Source organism: Campylobacter corcagiensis (genome assembly GCF_013201645.1).
GTDB classification, from domain to species: domain Bacteria; phylum Campylobacterota; class Campylobacteria; order Campylobacterales; family Campylobacteraceae; genus Campylobacter_B; species Campylobacter_B corcagiensis.
In genome coordinates, this window is record NZ_CP053842.1 from 848,884 (window position 1) to 867,249 (window position 18,366).

The 18,366-nt window shown below is 32.1% G+C and carries 20 protein-coding genes; 13 read left to right on the forward strand and 7 right to left on the reverse strand.

Annotated elements, in window-relative coordinates; translation table 11 throughout:
- Positions 1-18: 18 nt before the first annotated feature.
- The 7 genes from nikR to CCORG_RS04470 are packed head-to-tail and all read right to left on the reverse strand — an operon-like array spanning position 19 to position 8,055.
- The gene (nikR, locus tag CCORG_RS04440) at positions 19-420 is read right to left on the reverse strand and encodes a nickel-responsive transcriptional regulator NikR (RefSeq protein ID WP_025803456.1); all 402 of its coding nucleotides are present in this window, start codon (positions 418-420) and stop codon (positions 19-21) included.
- Complete coding sequence (gene hypF, locus CCORG_RS04445; protein WP_152534264.1) at positions 413-2,599, reverse strand: carbamoyltransferase HypF; 2,187 nt, start codon at positions 2,597-2,599, stop codon at positions 413-415. The genes nikR and hypF overlap by 8 nt, the downstream gene beginning before the upstream one ends.
- Complete coding sequence (locus CCORG_RS04450) at positions 2,589-3,986, reverse strand: hypothetical protein (RefSeq protein ID WP_025803454.1); 1,398 nt, start codon at positions 3,984-3,986, stop codon at positions 2,589-2,591. The genes hypF and CCORG_RS04450 overlap by 11 nt, the downstream gene beginning before the upstream one ends.
- The gene (locus tag CCORG_RS04455; RefSeq protein WP_025803453.1) at positions 3,983-4,522 is read right to left on the reverse strand and encodes a HyaD/HybD family hydrogenase maturation endopeptidase; all 540 of its coding nucleotides are present in this window, start codon (positions 4,520-4,522) and stop codon (positions 3,983-3,985) included. Before CCORG_RS04455 ends, CCORG_RS04450 begins: the two co-directional genes overlap by 4 nt.
- Positions 4,522-5,187, reverse strand: coding sequence for a Ni/Fe-hydrogenase, b-type cytochrome subunit (cybH, locus tag CCORG_RS04460; RefSeq protein ID WP_025803452.1), 666 nt, complete (start codon positions 5,185-5,187; stop codon positions 4,522-4,524). The genes CCORG_RS04455 and cybH overlap by 1 nt, the downstream gene beginning before the upstream one ends.
- A gap of 10 nt (positions 5,188-5,197) precedes the next feature.
- Complete coding sequence (locus CCORG_RS04465; protein ID WP_025803451.1) at positions 5,198-6,910, reverse strand: nickel-dependent hydrogenase large subunit; 1,713 nt, start codon at positions 6,908-6,910, stop codon at positions 5,198-5,200.
- An 11-nt stretch (positions 6,911-6,921) separates the two neighbouring features.
- The gene (locus tag CCORG_RS04470; protein WP_025803450.1) at positions 6,922-8,055 is read right to left on the reverse strand and encodes a hydrogenase small subunit; all 1,134 of its coding nucleotides are present in this window, start codon (positions 8,053-8,055) and stop codon (positions 6,922-6,924) included.
- Positions 8,056-8,306: 251 nt separating this feature from the next.
- Here CCORG_RS04470 and CCORG_RS04475 point away from each other — a divergent pair, with 251 nt between their 5' ends.
- The 13 genes from CCORG_RS04475 (at position 8,307) to CCORG_RS04535 (ending at position 18,300) form a co-directional block, all read left to right on the forward strand.
- Positions 8,307-9,002, forward strand: coding sequence for a TVP38/TMEM64 family protein (locus CCORG_RS04475; RefSeq protein WP_025803449.1), 696 nt, complete (start codon positions 8,307-8,309; stop codon positions 9,000-9,002).
- Positions 8,968-9,594: a TVP38/TMEM64 family protein gene (locus CCORG_RS04480; protein ID WP_025803448.1), complete on the forward strand. Its 627-nt coding sequence runs from the start codon at positions 8,968-8,970 to the stop codon at positions 9,592-9,594. Before CCORG_RS04475 ends, CCORG_RS04480 begins: the two co-directional genes overlap by 35 nt.
- The gene (locus CCORG_RS04485) at positions 9,591-10,226 is read left to right on the forward strand and encodes a YdjY domain-containing protein (protein WP_025803447.1); all 636 of its coding nucleotides are present in this window, start codon (positions 9,591-9,593) and stop codon (positions 10,224-10,226) included. The genes CCORG_RS04480 and CCORG_RS04485 overlap by 4 nt, the downstream gene beginning before the upstream one ends.
- Positions 10,223-10,591 (forward strand): hypothetical protein, encoded by a 369-nt coding sequence (locus CCORG_RS04490; RefSeq protein ID WP_025803446.1) that lies wholly within the window; start codon positions 10,223-10,225, stop codon positions 10,589-10,591. The genes CCORG_RS04485 and CCORG_RS04490 overlap by 4 nt, the downstream gene beginning before the upstream one ends.
- A complete protein-coding gene (locus tag CCORG_RS04495) occupies positions 10,578-11,978 on the forward strand; it encodes an SLC5/6 family protein (RefSeq protein ID WP_025803445.1) in 1,401 nt (466 codons plus the stop codon). The genes CCORG_RS04490 and CCORG_RS04495 overlap by 14 nt, the downstream gene beginning before the upstream one ends.
- A complete protein-coding gene (locus CCORG_RS04500) occupies positions 11,975-12,802 on the forward strand; it encodes a hypothetical protein (RefSeq protein ID WP_025803444.1) in 828 nt (275 codons plus the stop codon). Before CCORG_RS04495 ends, CCORG_RS04500 begins: the two co-directional genes overlap by 4 nt.
- A 72-nt stretch (positions 12,803-12,874) precedes the next feature.
- On the forward strand, positions 12,875-13,264 hold the full coding sequence (locus CCORG_RS04505) for a rhodanese-like domain-containing protein (protein WP_025803443.1): 390 nt from the start codon (positions 12,875-12,877) through the stop codon (positions 13,262-13,264).
- A complete protein-coding gene (locus CCORG_RS04510; protein WP_025803442.1) occupies positions 13,261-14,703 on the forward strand; it encodes a TIGR04282 family arsenosugar biosynthesis glycosyltransferase in 1,443 nt (480 codons plus the stop codon). Before CCORG_RS04505 ends, CCORG_RS04510 begins: the two co-directional genes overlap by 4 nt.
- Positions 14,703-15,362: a TIGR04283 family arsenosugar biosynthesis glycosyltransferase gene (locus CCORG_RS04515; RefSeq protein WP_025803441.1), complete on the forward strand. Its 660-nt coding sequence runs from the start codon at positions 14,703-14,705 to the stop codon at positions 15,360-15,362. The genes CCORG_RS04510 and CCORG_RS04515 overlap by 1 nt, the downstream gene beginning before the upstream one ends.
- Positions 15,349-16,317 carry a (Fe-S)-binding protein gene (locus CCORG_RS04520; RefSeq protein ID WP_025803440.1) on the forward strand — a complete coding sequence of 323 codons (969 nt, stop codon included), beginning with the start codon at positions 15,349-15,351 and terminating at the stop codon, positions 16,315-16,317. Before CCORG_RS04515 ends, CCORG_RS04520 begins: the two co-directional genes overlap by 14 nt.
- Entirely contained in the window at positions 16,314-17,225 is a 912-nt protein-coding gene (gene arsS, locus CCORG_RS04525; RefSeq protein ID WP_025803439.1) for an arsenosugar biosynthesis radical SAM (seleno)protein ArsS, read from the forward strand. Before CCORG_RS04520 ends, arsS begins: the two co-directional genes overlap by 4 nt.
- Positions 17,226-17,233: 8 nt before the next feature.
- The gene (locus CCORG_RS04530; protein ID WP_025803438.1) at positions 17,234-17,623 is read left to right on the forward strand and encodes a C-GCAxxG-C-C family protein; all 390 of its coding nucleotides are present in this window, start codon (positions 17,234-17,236) and stop codon (positions 17,621-17,623) included.
- Between the two features lie 116 nt (positions 17,624-17,739).
- Positions 17,740-18,300, forward strand: coding sequence for a superoxide dismutase family protein (locus CCORG_RS04535; RefSeq protein WP_025803437.1), 561 nt, complete (start codon positions 17,740-17,742; stop codon positions 18,298-18,300).
- The last annotated feature ends 66 nt before the right edge of the window (positions 18,301-18,366 follow it).

An 18,366-nucleotide genomic window follows, 5' to 3' on the forward strand; every position in this document is an offset into this window, starting at 1 on the left:
TAATTTTTATTGTTAATTTTAAATTACTGCTGTTTTTGTTAATGAGGCAAAATTTACGCCTTTTAAACCTGAAATTTGATTACAAAAATGCTCTATTTTATCACCATCTCCTTTAATAACAAGAACTTCAAGGCAGTTGTGATGATCTATATGGACATGTGTGGTACAAAATATATCAATATCTGCATCGTGTTCAAGGTTCATCTTTTTAAAGACTAAATCACTTTGATGATGATCATAAATAATGGTTAAAACTCCCATTAAAACGCTATTTTTATTATTCCAAGCTTCATTTACAAGGCGTTCTTTTATAAGATCTCTTATAAATTCGCTCCTAGTTGAAGTTTGAGCCACCCTTTCATCTACTGCTTTTAGCAAATTTTCAGGCAAAGTTATACTACATCTTACTATTTCATCCATTTTTAGCTCCATTTTTTAAATACCAAATAAGCTGACCTATCGCCACCCCACTATCGTTTGTAGGAATTTCGTGGTTAAAATGATATATGATACCATTTTTTTTAAATTTTTGACTTAGAATTTCAACTAAAGTTTGATTTTGAAAGACCCCACCACTTAAAACAGGTTCTAAATTTGCATCTTTTGTTATTTTAACTATTAAATTTGCTAAGCCATTTATAAATTTAGAACAAGATGTTTTTTTATCATCTTTTAAAGCACCTAAAAAAGCATCTTTATAGATTATAACACCATTTTCTATATTAAATTCATAAGCATCATTTATATTTTTATCATAGAATTTTTCAACTAGCATTCCAGCTTCTCCATCATAACTTACTTTACTAAGGTTAAAAACCACAGCAGCAAAAGCATCAAATATTCGCCCAAGTGAACTTGTTTTTAAAGAATTTATCTCTTTTTCATAGATTAAATCAAGAATTTTATTACTTTGTTGTGAAATGTTATATTTTTTAAAAATAGCGTATTTAAGCCTTGAAATATCCTTTATACTAGCTTCACCACCAAGTAGCAAAAACTCATCAAAATGATAAATTCTCTTAAAACCATGATAATTGAAATTTAGCACCTCCCCACCCCAAATTTTAGCGTCTTTAGCGTATCCTGTTCCATCAAATGAAAATCCTATATAGTTTTTTTGTGGAAGGCTGTTTTCAAATAAATTTGAGATTAGATGAGCGTAGTGGTGCTGGACTTTTTCTACTTTAAATCCTTGCTTTTTAAAGTAGTTTGTATGGATAAAATTTGGGTGTAAATCAGCAATGATTTTATCAAATTTGATATCATAGCCTTTTGTAAAAATATCTAAAATTTCCAAAAATCTATCAAAATTTGCTCGATTTTTAAGATCTCCTATATAAGGAGAGATGATGATAAGACCATCTTTATAGATGGCAAATTGATTTTTCATCTCAGCTCCGAGTGCTAAAAATGAGCCTTTTATTTTATATTTGCTTAAAAATATCTTAGGATTTATCCCCCTACTCGTCCTTAGAAAATGAGCTTTTTTATCAGCCACAAAAGCCACTGAATCATCACTTGGTGTAATAATATCACGATTATTATCAATGTAAAAATCAATCACGCCACTAAGTTTTTTAAGTAAAGTATCTTCATCGTAAATGATCGTTTCGCCACCTAAATTTGCACTCGTTGCAATGATTGGGTTTTGAAAATACTCAAACAGTAAAAGATGAAGCCCTGTTGGAGCGATAAAAAGACCAATTTTATCTGTATTAAAAGCAATACTTTGTGGCATTTTGCCTTTGCTTTTAAGTAGGACAATTGGAGAAATTTTACTACTCATTAGATTTTGTTCATCTGATGAAATTTCAGCATAATCTTTAGCCATTTTGATATCTTTAACCATAACGGCAAATGGCTTTGTAGGGCGGTTTTTACGAATTCTTAAATTTTTTATAGCCTCAGGGTTTAGAGCATCACACATAAGGTGAAATCCTCCAAGCCCTTTTATGGCTAGAATTTTACCATCATTTAAAAGATTTGTGGCACTTTTAATAGCGTCTTCATTTATATTTAAAATTTCCTTATCTAAATTCTTTAGATAAAGCGTCACGCCGCATTTATTACACGATGTTGGTTCAGCGTGAAAACGGCGATTTAGCGGGTTTTCATACTCATTTTCACACTCTTTACACATTTTAAATTTAGCCATTGAAGTGTTTTTTCTATCATAAGGCAGGTTTTTTATCACTGAAAGTCTAGGACCGCAATTTGTGCAGTTTATAAAAGCATAGTGATAAAATCTTGAGTTTTTATCATAAAATTCGCTTTTGCACTCATCGCATATCGCATAATCAGGCAAAATTGGGCTAAATTTAGATGTATTTTTAGACTCTGTAATGCTAAAACGACTATAAATTTTAGAGTTAGTTTCAAAAACTAAAATTTTATCAATTCTTGCAAGAGGGGCTAGTTTTGGTAGGTTTTTATAAATTTCATCTATTAAATTTTGAGCATTCTCGTCTTTGTTTAGTATGATTTTAACGCCCTGGCTATCGTTATAAACTTCGCCTTTTATCCCTAAATCTGTTGCTAGTTTATAGATAAATGGACGAAATCCTACTCCTTGAACCGCTCCAAAAATGCTAATCATCATTTAATGGGCTTTTATACCTAACATCTAACGATTTAGAAAGTATTTTTTTAGCACACTTTGCTCCAGCTTTTTGAGTAAAAATTTCACCCTTTAAAAGAACGCTTTTGATGTCCAGTTCGTCTTTGATATCACCTATAAAATCATCAAAAAAGTGCATCAAACTCTCAATATATCCATAGCTTAATAATCTATCATCTACACCTGCTAGTTTAAAACTCATGCCACTTCTTATAAATTTAACCGTGTCAAATTTTAGCTCATTTATAAAGCAATCAATCCTCGGTCCTTTTTGCCCTAAAAAGTCGCTTGCCATTTCAAAAAGATAGTCTCTATTCTTGCCAAAAAGTACTAAACTTGCCATATCTAAAAGTAATAAAAAATCTGTAGAGTCTTTAATGCTACCACTTGGAAATCTGAAATTTTTACTAAAATTATTAAAAAGCCTAAGCCCTGTATCATCAGCTTTTATCATATTTTCTAACTCATCAAAGCTTAAAATTTCACTAAATTTAACTAAACTTTTAGCTCCTTTATAATAAACATTATCACTTATTTCTACATCGCAGCTTTTATTTTCAAAACTAAAATTTCCACCATTTATAACTAAAATTTCATCATCTTGAACTAAAATTTTAAAGCCTTTATGCTCTGTTTTAACACTTATAAAGAAAATTTCATCTTTATTTAGAGCGTTTAGTAGGCTAAAAATAAAAAAGTCACTTGCACCTTTTACATCAAAAAACATTGGAGCATTTTTGTGATTATCTCTAAAAATGGAATTTAGTTTAAGAGTAATAATTGGCTTTTCAAAACTAGCTAAGCAAATGAGAGTTTTTTCATCAGCTACAAATGCTTTATTTATATTTAAAAAGCTTGTTGGCATTATAAAATTTGAGCTAAAATTTAGTCCATTTTCCATAATAAACTCGCCATTTTTATCTTTAAATTTTAAAGGTTGATTGTGAGTTAAATTTAGCTTACAAAACTCTAAAATTTCACTAAAATTTTCCTCATTTACTAGTGTAAATTTACTATCTTTAAAAACAGAAACTTCACTAAAGATACCGTACTCATTTGACTTAGAATTTTTAATCATAAATGGTGTAATAGAGCTAAATTTAGTATCAGGAATTTTAACATCAAAGCTAGGCATTTGATCTGTTACTTCAACGCTACTTTTTGATAAAAATATAGAATTTGGTATTAAATTCATACTCTCATCGCTAAATTTTAAAAGCTCATCTTCACTAGCATCAACATATAAAATAATTTCACTGTTTTTAAAAGTAATTGTGTATTTAAGGTTTGATTTTTTAGCATAATAATCTAGAAAATATGCTAAATAAGGAATTTTGTGAGTATACTCAAATTTATAAGCTAAAATCATAGCTCTCCTTTTTCGTGTTTAAATGCTATATCTTGAAGGGTAATATTTCCTACTTTTTCATAGCTAAAACCTAAATTTTCTAAAAATTTAAGAGCGGTAATTTCTAACTTTGGCACTGCATTTAAAATTTCTAAACTCTGCTTAAATGTCATAGGCTCTATTCTTTTTGGTACAATGCCTAAAATTTGAGTATCTGGTAGATCTCCTAAAAACTCCATCGAATTTAGAGTTTGAAGCATTTCAACTTCATGAGCAGACCCACTCCATTTAATGCGGTTTGGCATATCAAGATAGTTAAAGTAATAAACATCGCCCACATTAGCATCATCAGCATCTATACAATCAATCATTAAAACCTTATCAAAGCTTGATATTATAGGCGTTAGAGCCATAGCAAGAGTTCCACCATCAACAAATTCTAGCTCATGCTCTTTAGAGTAAAATTTGTAGTTAAGCTTAAGGTAGTTGGCGAAGTGAACGCCAACTCCTTCATCGCCAAATAACACATTTCCAATACCTAAAATTAGGACTTTCATTAATGCTCTTCTGGGAATTTGTAACCACTTATTACAGCATCCATTCCGCCATTTTTACCTTTTACTGCGTTAAATACCGCCATATACACATGAGCTACTACAAATATTATAATAATATCCATACAGATATGATGAATCACTCTAACATTTGCAAGACCCCCCATAAGTACTTCAAAAGGTCTACATATAGGATATAAAAGTCCACCAAGTCCTTCATGGTAGACATGAACATATAAAATAAGCCCTGTTAGAATGATAAAAAACGCCACAATATAAAACATCAAATATGACGCAAACTGAAGTGGATTATAAACCCCTTTCATGTGTGGATGTTCGCCTAGAAATAGATAGTATTTTATCTGAGCTATCCAAATTTTAGGATTTAGTGCATCTTTTATACTTACAAGTTCCTTTTTGCTTAGTGGGTCAAAAAAGAAAAGATAAGTTTTAAAAATAATAGCTGCTATCATTACAAAACCAGCTACAATATGGACAAATCTCCACTTAGCATGTAAAAAAAGCACCGGCTCATCACTAACTACTGGTGCTTGAAATACATAAGCAAGATAAAGTCCACTAATTATTAGGATAAATATCGCAAAAAAGCGTATCCAATGCGATGCTCTATATCCTATACTAAATTCATATTCAGCTACTCTTTTCATATTCGCCTCCTTAAATGCTTACCTTATAGTTACCGAGTTTGTTGCCCTTTGTATCCATAACATGAACTGCACAAGCAATACAAGGATCATATGAGTGTATTTTTCTAATTATCTCAAGTGGTCTAGTTGGATCAGCTACTTTTAAGCCGATAAGACACGCTTCATAGCTTCCCATTATACCATCTTTATCTTTTGGACTTGCGTTTAATGTGCTTGGAACAACCGCTTGCCAATTTTCTACTACACCATTTTTTATTCTTGTCCAGTGACTTAAAGCTCCTCTTGGAACATGCCCTATGTATCTGCCTTTATACTCTTTATTTTTGTCTATTTTATACTTAGCAGCTGTAGTTGTATCTCCGCTTTTTATATTTTCTGCTAGGCTGTTAAGTGCCATTAGACCATTATCAGCTATAACTTTTGCCTCTATCATACGACAAGCTGTTCTACCAAGTGTACTTAGAACCGCACTTAATGGAAGACCAGTGTCAGCTAAGAATTTATCTACAACTGGAACTACATATTTATTACCTTTTGCATAATTTACTACGATATTTGCCAAAGGTCCAACTTGAAGTGGCTTACCATCATACCTTGGAGCTTTTATCCAGCTATATTTACCTTTTGTATCAAAAACTTTTGTATCAACCATTTCGCCTTGCGCATTTATGGTTTTCTCATCTTTAAAACCAGTATAATTTGGCTCTTGTTCACCATCGTATGGATGAAGTGCTTTATCATTTTTATACCAAGCATGAGTTGCCTCTTCTGTAAGCTTACTCTCATCTAAATCTAAGACTTTGCTTAGATCTCCATTCATTATAATACCACTTTCAAATAAAAACTCATTTTTACTAACTTGAAATTCTTGATGAGTCCATAAATTTGCAACCCCTACATCATTTAATACGCTAGGTTCGTTTGCGTAAGCCTTTCCAGCCATAACAAGATCAGCATAGTATGCTCGGTTTATAAAGTCAGCAACTTCTTGGAATTTAGTCATGTACTCACCGAGTCTTACTGGGTTTAAGATATCCATTACACATGTTACTCCACCAACACAAAGGCTTTGTGGGTGAGGTTGTTTAGCACCAAAGACAGCCATCATCTGAGCTGCTACTCTTTGAATTCTCAAGCACTCAAGATAGTGACTAAGAGCAATCAGATTTTGTTCAGGTGTGAAGTGATATGTTGAGTGACCATAATATGCATTAGCAAATGGTCCAAGATTTCCTTTGTCTACAAAAGCTTTTACTTTAGCTTGAACGCCTTTTAGATGGTCTGCACCACAAGCATAAGGAAAATCTGTATATTTAAATGCTTCATCTTGAGCCTTAAATGGATCTGCACTTAATGCGCTTACAATATCTACAAAATCAAGTGCGTGGAGTTGATAAAAGTGAACTGGGTGGTCATGCATAAACAGAGCACAACTCATAAGGGTTCTTGTAAGTGTAGCATTAAGTGGTGGGGTTATACCAAGAGCATTTTCAACTGCAATTGTTCCAGCTTTGTAGTGTGAAAAAGTACAAACACCACAAATTCTTTGCATTAGAAGTGGAACATCTCTTGGATCTCGTCCTTTTGCAATGGTTTCTAAACCTCTCCATAAAGTTGAGCCTGTATAAGCATCAGTTACAATGCCATTATCATCAATAATAACCTCTACTCTTAAGTGACCCTCTATTCTAGTGATAGGATCTACTACTATTCTTTGTGACATATATTATCTCCTTATTTTTTTGCAGCACCGATTGCTGCGTGAGCTGCGATAGCAACACCTGCGATAGCTAAAACACCTATACTTATTCTATCAGCAGTTGCATCTGCTCCTAAACCACCAAAAACGCTTTTATAAAGTCTATTTGTAAGTGGCTCTTGAAGTGGACCCATTGTATCCCAAAAATCAGGTTCGCTACATCCTATACAGCCATGACCTGCTTGAACTGGCCAACTAGTGTGCTGGTTAAATCTCTCTTTTGAGCAGTTATTAAATGTATATGGACCTTTACAGCCTACCTTATATAGACAATAACCATCTTTTGCACCTTCATCACCAAAACTCTCTACGAACTCACCCGCATCAAAGCGACCTCTTCTTTCGCAAAGATCGTGAATTCTTAGTCCATATGCCCATTTTGGTCTATTGTAGTTATCAAGAGCAGGAAGTGTACCAAATAAAATATAGTGAAGAACATTTCCTATGATATTTCTCTCACTTGGCGGACAGCCTGGAACATTTATAACAGGCTTGCTAGTTATCTTACTAAGAGGTTGAGAGTTGGTTGGGTTTGGATATGCTGCTTGAACACCACCAAAACTAGAACAGGTTCCTATGGCAAAAATAGCAGCAGCATTTTGTGAAGCAATTCTACAATGTTCTGCCCCTGTTGTGCCGTGTGGTCCTACAGTTAGATAAAACTCACTCGATCCAGCAGGAATTCCACCTTCTACCATTAAGATATACTGACCTTTATACTTCTCAATAGCATTTTCAAGGTTTTCTTCAGCTTGCCAACCACTTGCTGACATAATTGTTTCATGATACTCTAAACTTATATAGTCAAATATCAAACTATCAATAGAAGGAGTATCTACTCTTAGTAAACTCTCACTACATCCTGTACATTCTGCCATATGTAGCCATATAACAGGAAGTCTATCAGCTAGTTCAGCTGCTCTTGCCACGCTTGGTGCAAACACACTTGGCAACCCTATAGCAGCTGTCATAGCTCCAGCCCATTTCATAAAATCTCTTCTTGTAAAACCCTTTTCTATAAGAGCGTCTTTTATAGAACCATTTTTTAAGCTAGGTAGTTTTTCTAAACTATCTAGTCTTGCAATGATTTTTTCTTTTAATTTAACCATTACAACTCCTTTTAATTACTTTGCTAAATTAGCAGATTTATGAGATTATATCTTAAATTTAAGTAAAAGATTCTTAAATTTGCATAAATTTTTTGAGTAATATTTTATCTTATTTTATAATATATTAAGAATTAATTTAATCTTATGTTGAAAATTTATATTTTATTTTTCAAGTTAAATTTATATATTTTTAAGTATAATTTGATTTATTTTAGGAGATAGTCTATCTCATTAACATTTTAAGGATTTTTATGAAAAAAGCACTGATTACTCTTGGGGTAATTATTCTATGTTTTTTGGTATATCTTTTTGTTCCTAGTGTAAATAGCTGGGTAAATCAAAGTCTAAAAGTTTTAACCACTTTTGGTCCTGATACTATTGATAATGTCATTGAATATCTAAGAAGCTATGGCAAACTAACAGCAGTTGTAAGTTTTGCTCTTATGGTTTTAGCAGCAGTTCTTGCTCCAATACCACAGTTTCTTATAACTTTATCAAATGCAGCTATTTTTGGCTGGATAGGTGGAGCAGCACTATCTTGGATATCATCCATGGTAGGAGCAACACTTTGCTTTTATATCGCTAGACTCTTAGGAAGGGATGCGGTTGAGAAATTTGTAAGTCCATCTATGCTTGACTCAGGCGATCAGTATTTTGAAAGATATGGAAAACATACTATCTTAGTTTGTCGTTTACTTCCATTTATAAGCTTTGATTTTATTAGTTATCTTGCAGGGCTTACAAATATGAGATTTATTAGCTTTTTTGTAGCAACTGGTATAGGACAACTTCCTGCTACGCTTGTATATAGCTACTTTGGTGGAAATTTTAGCGGCGGGGCTAAGTTAATATTTATCTCGCTAATGTGTCTATTTGCTATATCAATCATAATCTATATAGCAAAAAGCATCTATGATAAAAAATATAGCAAAAATAGCTCTAACTAGTGCTATTTTAACCATCGGTGCTATTGTTTTACTAAATGTAGATTCTGAGAATTTAAGAGATTTTGTTGAAAAATCAGGCATTTTTGCAAATTTAACTTTTATTTTGAGCTTTGCAATTTTGCCAATTTTTTTCTTTCCTGTATCTATTTTAGCAATTATTAGTGGAGTATTTTTTGGGCTTTTTTGGGGAAGTATTTACACTATGGTTGGAGCTATGATAAATTGTGCTTTAATGTATTATCTTTCAAATTTATTAGGTAAAGATGTTAAATTTCCAAAATTTATAACAGACTTAAATAAATTTGATGATAGAAAGCTATTTATCGCTTTTTGTGTACTTCGTTTCCTGCCTATAGTGCCATATAATGCTCTAAATTATGCACCTATTGTATGCAGAATAAATTTTAAAAGCTATATATTAAGCTCATTTTTAGGCTTTATTCCATGGACGCCGATTTTTGTAAATATCGGTGTTAACTCAGGTGATAAAAATGGCTTAATAATCTCGGTTTTAATAGCAGTATTTGCTATCTTACTATCCATAATCGCTACAAAATGGATACAAAAAAACTATATAAAGGATAAAATTTGAAAAAATTACTATTAATATTTGCTGCTTTGTTTATTGTGGGTTGTTCTAATCCAAGGAGCGATCTATCTAATGTAAATATTGAAGGCGTTAGTTTGGATAATCCACTACTTGTAAATTCAGATGAGAGAAGTGTAACTGTGTTTGGAAGTGTAAATGAAAAATATTTAGGTCAATCAACTCGCCATGCTGTGGTATTTGATGAGGGTAAATTTGGAAATAAAGCTATTTTTTATGGATATGCAAATCAGCTTGATTTTTATAAAGCTTTAATTGATTTAGGGGCAAAAGCTGGAAATAACATGTTTAAACCAACCGCTTCAAAGACTAATGTTGAAGGCGATAAGATAAAAGTAGAAGTAAAATGGGAAGGTGCTAATAGATGGTATGATATTAACGAAGTTATCATTGATAGCAACTCTAAGCCGATTGATATGAGATTTGGCGGAAACCAAAAAGCATCATCACAGCTTCAAACAGGCTGTATTGCTTGTCTTGATAGTTGCCCTGTAGGAATTATATCAAATCATACCTATACTTACGAAGCTGTTGAAAAGAGAAAAGAGGTAGAATTTAGAGGAAATCCAGAGCTTTTATCAAGTGGTGGGGTTGCTATTAAATTTAGCGTGATATGAATTTAATTATCAAGGCAATTTTCTACGCACTTTGTGGATCTATTTTTGGGCTGATATTAGACGCTGTTGGTTCACTTAGTGTGTGGTTTGAGATGAGAGTTCATATATGGCAAATTTTGTTTTTTAGCATTTTTATTTGGGTTTTAGCTGGAGTTTTTATTATTAAAATTTATCCATCTATTTTGTATATTTTAGAAATTTTATTTGTTATAGTATGTGCTATATTTGATAGATTTCATACAATATATTTTGACATAAAAGAGATAGTAGATTTTGGTTTTAGTTTTGAGATATTTTATTTAGCAATTGCTACTGCAACTATTGCTATAAATTTGACTATTTGGAGATATTATGGAAGGAAATAGCTTTTTAGTTGGAATTTTATTTTGGGGATTTTTAGTTGTTTATAGTGTGATAATGTATATTATGTCACCAAAAACTAGAACTATTGAGAGTTTTTTTAAAGGCACAGATGAGAAAGGAAATCCAGTAAGTCCTACTCTTTTAATAGTTAGTATATTTATAAGCTGGATATTTGCAAAATCAGTTACAAATGCTGCGAATTTAGGAGCTGAGTTTGGTATCGTAGGTGGTCTTGCTTATGCAACTTATTGGCTTTGTATTCCTGTGGCTGGATTTGCTATTTATAGACTTAGAGTTAAATACGGTGCAACTGGACTTATAGAATTTCTCAACTCAAACTACGGAAGACTTGCGACTTTTGCTTTTAGTGTTGCTATTTTGATCCGTTTGTTTAACGAAGTTTGGAGCAATACTTCAGTTGTTGGTGGATATTATGGTGCAAGTGGAAGCAACTCTTTTATTGCCGCAGCCTTGCTTTTTACACTTGCTACTCTTATCTATTCGCTAAAAGGTGGGCTTCGTGGAAGTATAGTTACAGATCTAGTTCAAACAGGAGTTTTTGTTATGGGTCTTGTTTGGGTGCTGTTTTTTATACTACCACAACATGATATTAGCGAGTTTACAAGCAGTGGTAGTTGGAAGTTAAGCACTGGAGTTGACCTGCTTTTAGTAACTTGCCTTCAAATTTTAAGCTATCCATTTCACGATCCAGTTTTAACTGATAGAGGCTTTATATGTAAAGAAAAAGTTATGCTAAAAGCCTTTATAATCTCTGGGCTTTTAGGTTTTATAACCATACTTCTTTTTAGCTTTATCGGTATTCATGCACAGCTTATTGGAATGGTAAATGATGGAAATATTCCTGCGACACTAGCTAAAACAATGGGCGTTGGAGCTATGTTTTTGATGAGTATAGTTATGATGAGTGCGGCTGGATCAACGCTTGATTCAACATTTGCTAGTCTTTCAAAGCTTATTGGGTATGATTTAGCTTTAGTAATTGATAAAAAACTCATTTCAAAAAGCGTAAATATCGGAATTGCTTCTATGATAATTTTTGCGCTAATTGGAAATTTGCCGATGATTTATGGCACAGATATCTTAAAAGCAACTACAATTAGCGGAACGATGGTTATGGGATTAGCACCGATTTTCTTGCTTCATGGCGTAGTAAGACCAAATGCTTTATCGTTTCACTTATCATTTTGGATTGGGATATTTTTTGGATTTTTAGAGACTTTAAAGATAACTCCATCGTGGATGGAGATAGGAAGTGGCAAATACGCTACCTTGCTTGGTGTAAATTTTTATGGTTTAGTTTTATGTACTATTTTATTTTTAGTAGGTCCAAAAATAAGCGATAATTTTTGTAAAAAAGGCTCTTTTTGATAGCTTGTTCTACTTTGAAATTTAGCCCACCTAAAGCTAGTTTTGATGAAATTTACTGTGCAGGTGGGCTATATGGAAATCCATATGCACTTTTTGAAATTTTAAATTTTATTGGCGATGCAAAGTGCGTTTTTAACGGTGATTATCACTGGTTTGATGCTGATAAATTCTGGTTTAGTAAAAATGAGAGAAATTTACAAAATCAAATTTTACTTAATGGCAATGTAGAACTTGAACTTTGTAATGAAAATAGCATAAGTTGTGGCTGTAACTATCCTGAGTTTGCTAGTGATGATACAAAAATTTGGGCAAATCAAATTCACCAAATCTTAAAGAGTGAAGTTAGTGAAATTTTGCCACCAAATTTGATAAATCGCCCCACAACTTTTAGCTTAAAAGTTGGAAATTTAAACTTAGCCATAACTCATGGTGATGAAAAAACTCTATCTGGCTGGGGTTTATCAGCCAAAAATTTAGCTAAAAAATCTCGCCAAAGTGAAATTTACAACTGGTTAGCTAAAAACAGCTTTGATGCTATATTTTCAACTCACACTTGTACTAAGGTTTTTGCTGATTTAAATGATAAAGTAGTTTTAAATAACGGAGCAGCTGGACTTTCTACCGTTGGTACAAATGGCGTGATTTTAAGGGCTGGAATTAAACCAAAAAGTAAAGCTATTTTTAGTAAAAAGATAAAAAATACCTTCCTTGAAGCTCATTTAGTAAATTATGATAATGCTAAATTTATAAATTGGTTTGATGAAATTTGGGACATAAACTCTCCTGCTAGCAAGTCATATAGAGATAGGATATTAAAAGGATAAATTTATAAATAATTAGATATAATTATAATTTTTAGAAGGTAGGCTACCTTAGTTTTAAATTTAGGATTTTCTATGAAAAAAATCAAAATCTTTCTTTTAGCAGTTGTTGCTACAGTTTTTGTTGCTTGTGGTGGTGGGGTTGATACTACTACGATGAGTTCTGGTTATTTAAAGGGCGATGAGGTTGTTGCTGCGATGAAAGACCCAGATGCTGTAATTATCGATGTTAGGGTTAAAGATCAATTTGATGCTGGACATATTGATGGTGCAAAGCACATTCCGCTAGCTGATATTAAAAATAGCGTTGATGTTCTTAAACCATACAAGGATAAAAAGATCGTTTTTTACTGCAACAGCGGAAATCAAAGCGGACAAGCAGCTAAAATCCTTGAAGATAATGGCTTTAAAAGTGTCTATAACGCTGATGGCGTAAAACAATACAACTATAACTTAGTTAAATGACAAATGCCATTATTTTCTTTACAAAAGCTCCAGTAGCGGGCTTTTGTAAAACTAGACTACATGAGTTTTTAGCTCCTAATTATGCAGCAAATTTACAACTTTTTTTAATCAAGAAAAATTTAGAAATTTTAAAGAATTTGCAAGCTAAAACCTTTATATTTTTAGATGGCAAGTGGGAATTTGAAGGCTTTGAAGTTCATGCTCAAAATGGCGAGAATATAGGTCAAAAAATGAGCAGTGCTTTTGATGAAATTTTTAAAAAAGGTTATAAAAAAGTGCTTTTAATAGGCTCTGATTTAGCTGATTTAAAACCTGAAATTTTAAATAATGCGTTTGAAATTTTAGATTTTAAAGATGTAGTTTTTTCTTCAAGTAGTGATGGTGGATACTCACTAATCGGGCTTAAAGCCCCCTGCTCTAAGGTTTTTGAGTTAGAAAAATTTAGCACAGAAAATGTTTTAGATGATAGTTTAAAAACTATTAAAGATAAAAGTGTTGGTTTTGTGGATGAGATTTTAGACATTGATACACCAAAAGACATTGCAAATTTTATTACAAATTCTAAATGTGAATTTCTAGCAATGGGTGAGTATAATCTAAATTTTAAATTTAAAAATAAGGGTAAAACAGAGATTTTACGCATGAAAAAAGGCTCACAAATTAGTGTAGATGAGCCATCAAAATATGAATTTGAAGCACTAAAATTTCTTGAGCCACTCAATATCACACCAAAGGTATTTAAGCTATTTAATAAAAGCGTTTTTTTACCATATGGTGGCTTTACTATGGAATTTTTAGAAGGTAGAGCGCTTGATTATAAAAAAGATCTTTTAATAGCTGCTAGGATTTTGTCAAAGCTTCACTCATTTGATACTAAAAATGCCCCACTAATGATTACTAAAAAGCCATTTTTACAGATGTATGAAGAGTGCTTAAAATTTTCAAAATTTTATGAAAGCTCTAAATTTAAAAGCAGTAAAGTTTTAGAAATGCTTGAATTTTTTAAAGAGCATTTAAGTGAAAATCTAGATAGTGAAATTTCAACTAAAAGCGTAATCAACACCGAACTTAATAGCTCAAATTTTATTATTAGTAAAAATTCTTTTATCATAGACTGGGAAAAGCCATTAATAGGCGATAATGAGCAAGATTTAGCACACTTTTTAGTTCCAACTACCACCCTTTTTAAGAGCGAAAATACTCTAACAAAAGCTCAAATTTATGAGTTTTTAAATGAGTACTCAAAACTCAAAAGTTTTGATGAAAAACTACTTAAAAGATATCTTAAAGCCACCTGTTTTAGAGGCTTTTCATGGTGTGCTTTTGCTTACTATCAAAGTAAAATTTCAGGTATAAAAAGCCCAGCTTATAAAAAAATAAAAGAGTACTTAAGCGATGAATTTATAGAAAAACTTAAACGCTACTTTTTGGAGCTTTAATGGCAGTTAGTATCATCATTCCACTTTATAACGAAGGTAATTTAGAGCCACTTTTAGCAAATTTAAACGCTCTTAATGGCAAATTTGAAGTTATCTTTGTAAGTGGTGATAATACGCATTATAATACACAAAATTTTACGCATTTATCTTATGAAAAAGGTAGGGCTAAACAGCTAAATTTTGGTGCAAAAAGAGCTAAATTCGAGAATTTATGGTTTTTACACGCTGATTCAAAATTTAGTAAAAATGCCATTTTAGAAATAGAGAATTTTTTAACTAAAAATAGTCTTGGTGCTTTTAGACTTAAATTTGATAGCGATAAATTTCTACTTAAAGTTTGTGCATTTTTTTCAAATTTGCGCGTTAAATTTGGAGGTATTGCGTTTGGCGATCAAGGTATGTTTTTAAGCAAAGAGCTATTTTTTAAACTTGGTGGATTTAAAGACATTAAGATTATGGAAGATTATGAGTTTAGCTTAAATGCTAAAAAAAATGGCTTAAAATTTAACCTTTGTAATGAGTATATCACGACAAGTTCAAGGCGGTTTTTAAAGTATGGTACTTTAAAAATGATGATTAAAATGCCCATTTCAAGGCTACTTTACCGCTTTGGAGTGAGTGAAGATAAAATTTTAAGGTTTTATTATGCAAAATCCTAATAATTTAGATCAATGCATAAAGTGTGGCGTTTGCACAAAAAAGTGCGATTTTTTAAAAAAATACAATCTTGATTTAGTTGATTTTGCAAATCGCCCAGACTTAGCATATCACTGCTTTTTATGTGATGTTTGCACTCAGGTTTGCCCTGCTGATATAGATGGAGTTAAAATTTCGCTTAATCTAAGAGCTAAAAATCCAAAGAAATTTAGCTATTTAAATTTTAGTAAACAAAGTCCTTTTAAATCCCCATATATCTACTCAAACAACTCTAAAAATCCTAGCTGTGAGCTTATGTTTTTTGGCTGTAATTTTCCAGGATATTTTCCAAAAACTACCAAAATTTTAATAGATCTTTTTGCTAAAAATGGCGTTGATTTTAGTATTGATTGTTGTGGAAAACCTCTTTTTGAAGCAAATTTGGAATTTTTAAAAACTAAAAATCATCTTTTGGATCTGTTTAATAAAAAAGGTGTAAAACGCATCATTACTGCTTGTCCAAACTGCTACTATTTTTTTAAAGATCACTATAAATTTGAAAATATCCAAATTTCAAGTGTGTATGAGAAACTAAATGAACTTGGGCTTATGGACGATATAGAAGAGCAGATGAACCTTTTCTTTCCTTGTCCTGATAAATTTCGCCGTGAAATTTTTAGCGAGTTTAAAAAATATATAAATTTTAAAAATAGCTTTAGGGGTGTTAATTGTTGCGGTATGGGTGGGCTTGCAAAATCTCAAGAACCTGAAATTTACGAAAATGGCATAGAGATGGTTAGGCAAAAAGGTGGGCAAAATGTCTATACGTATTGTGCTACTTGTGCAGGAAATTTCGCTAAAAATGGTATAAAAAATGTAAGACATTTAACAAGTGAGTTTTTAGGAATTTGTGAAAGTCCTGATACAAATTATGCTAAAAATGTTATGAAATTTAAATTTTATAGGAGAAAAAGATGACAGCAGATGAGTTTTTAAATAGCGATTTAAAGGCAGATAAAATCACAACTATGCAGGTAAATTTAGGTAACCTTTGTAACCTTGCCTGTCGCCACTGCCATGTAAATGCAAGCCCTCGTGGCAAGGATAATATGAGCAGAAGTGTTGCTGAAATTTTAGTTAAAGTTTTTAAGGAAAATGGTTTTCATACGCTTGATTTAACAGGTGGAGCACCTGAGATGAATGAAAATTTTAGATTTATTATCGAAAGCTTAAAAAATGTGGCAAAAAAGATCATAGTTCGCACAAATTTAGTGATTTTAAATGAAGATGGTTTTAATGATTTGGCTGAGTATTTTGCTAAAAATGGCACCACTCTTGTAGCAAGCCTTCCATGCTATACAGTAGAAAATGTTGATAAACAGCGTGGAGATGGCGTTTTTGAAGGCTCTATAAAAGCTCTTAAAAAACTAAATAGTCTTGGATATGGTAAGGATTTGGAGTTAAATCTTGTTTATAATCCAAATGGAGCGTTCTTGCCAGGAGATCAAAAAGAGCTTGAAAATGACTATAAAAAGATGCTAAAAGAGAATTTTGATATAGAATTTAGCGAGCTTTTTACCATAACAAATATGCCAATAGGTAGATTTAAAAAAGAGCTTTTAAGAGATGATAAGCTTAGTGAGTATATGGAGCTTTTAAAGAGTAATTTTAACCAAACAACCATTCCAAATTTAATGTGTAAAAATCAAATTTCAGTAGGTTTTGATGGCAAACTTTACAATTGTGATTTTAACCAAATGCTAGGACTTGAGCTTAGTGAAAATTTAGAAAATTTTACTGATTTTGATGGCAAAATCATCATAAAACCACACTGTTTAGCCTGTACAGCTGGAGCTGGATCAAGCTGTGGCGGGGCTTTGGAGTAAGGCTTGATATGACAGATATAAAAGCAAAATCTGATTTTAAAAGTGGCAAAAACTGCACCCAAATAGTCTTAGATGAGTGTTGTAGCGATATCATTTCAAAAAAGATGAGTAAAGAACTAAGTAGCTGTTTTGCTGGAGGAATGTGTGCTGGAAAGATTTGTGGAGCAGTAACTGGGGCTTATATGGTTCTTGGACTAAAAAACAGACCCGAGCTAAAAAACGAATTTGATCGTGAGTTTTTAAAAGAGTTTAAAAGCTTAGAATGTAAGGAAATTTTGGGTTTTGATCTAAGTAAAGATGATGAGCTAAAACAGATACAAAAACAGGATTTATTTATGAAAATTTGCCATAAGACGGTGAAATTTGCAGTTGATTTTTTAAAGAAAAATGGGGTGTAAATTAAAGCTAGTTACACTTAAAAAAATAGCTATAAAAACTTTTTATTTATAAACTTAGATTATTTGTTAATTGTAAAATGATAGCATTTAGTTAAATTTTTAAAAAAGGGGATAAAATGAAAAAAATTCTTTTAGCAAGCTTAGCAGCTTCAACTATACTTTTTGCAGCTGGACATGATGCGGATGCAAATATGATAAATGAGTTTGATCCAAAAAGTGTTGAACATGTTGTTGTAGAGATGAATCTACTTGATGAAAATGGTGATAAAAAAGTTGGTGAAGTTGTTGCTATAAATACAAACTACGGTGTTGCTTTATTTCCAAATATGAGTGGTTTAGGCGAAGGCGGGATGCATGGATTTCACGTGCATGTAAATCCTGATTGCGGTGCGACTGAAAAAGGTCTTGCTATGAAAGCAGGCGGACACTGGGATCCAGCTGATACCAAAAAACACTCATTTGCATGGGATGATGAGGGTCACAAAGGCGACTTACCAGCACTTTATGTTGATAAAAACGGAGTTGCAAACTACCCAGTACTTGCTCCAAAAATTAAAAATATTGATGAGCTAAAAGGTCATTCCATAATGGTTCATGTTGGCGGTGATAACCACAGCGATAACCCAAAAGCACTTGGTGGTGGCGGTGCTAGAATGGTATGTGGCGTTATAAAATAAACCTTATAGCATAAAGCATAAATTTGCTTTATGCTTTTTAAAACCAAAAATAATGCCTATTTCATT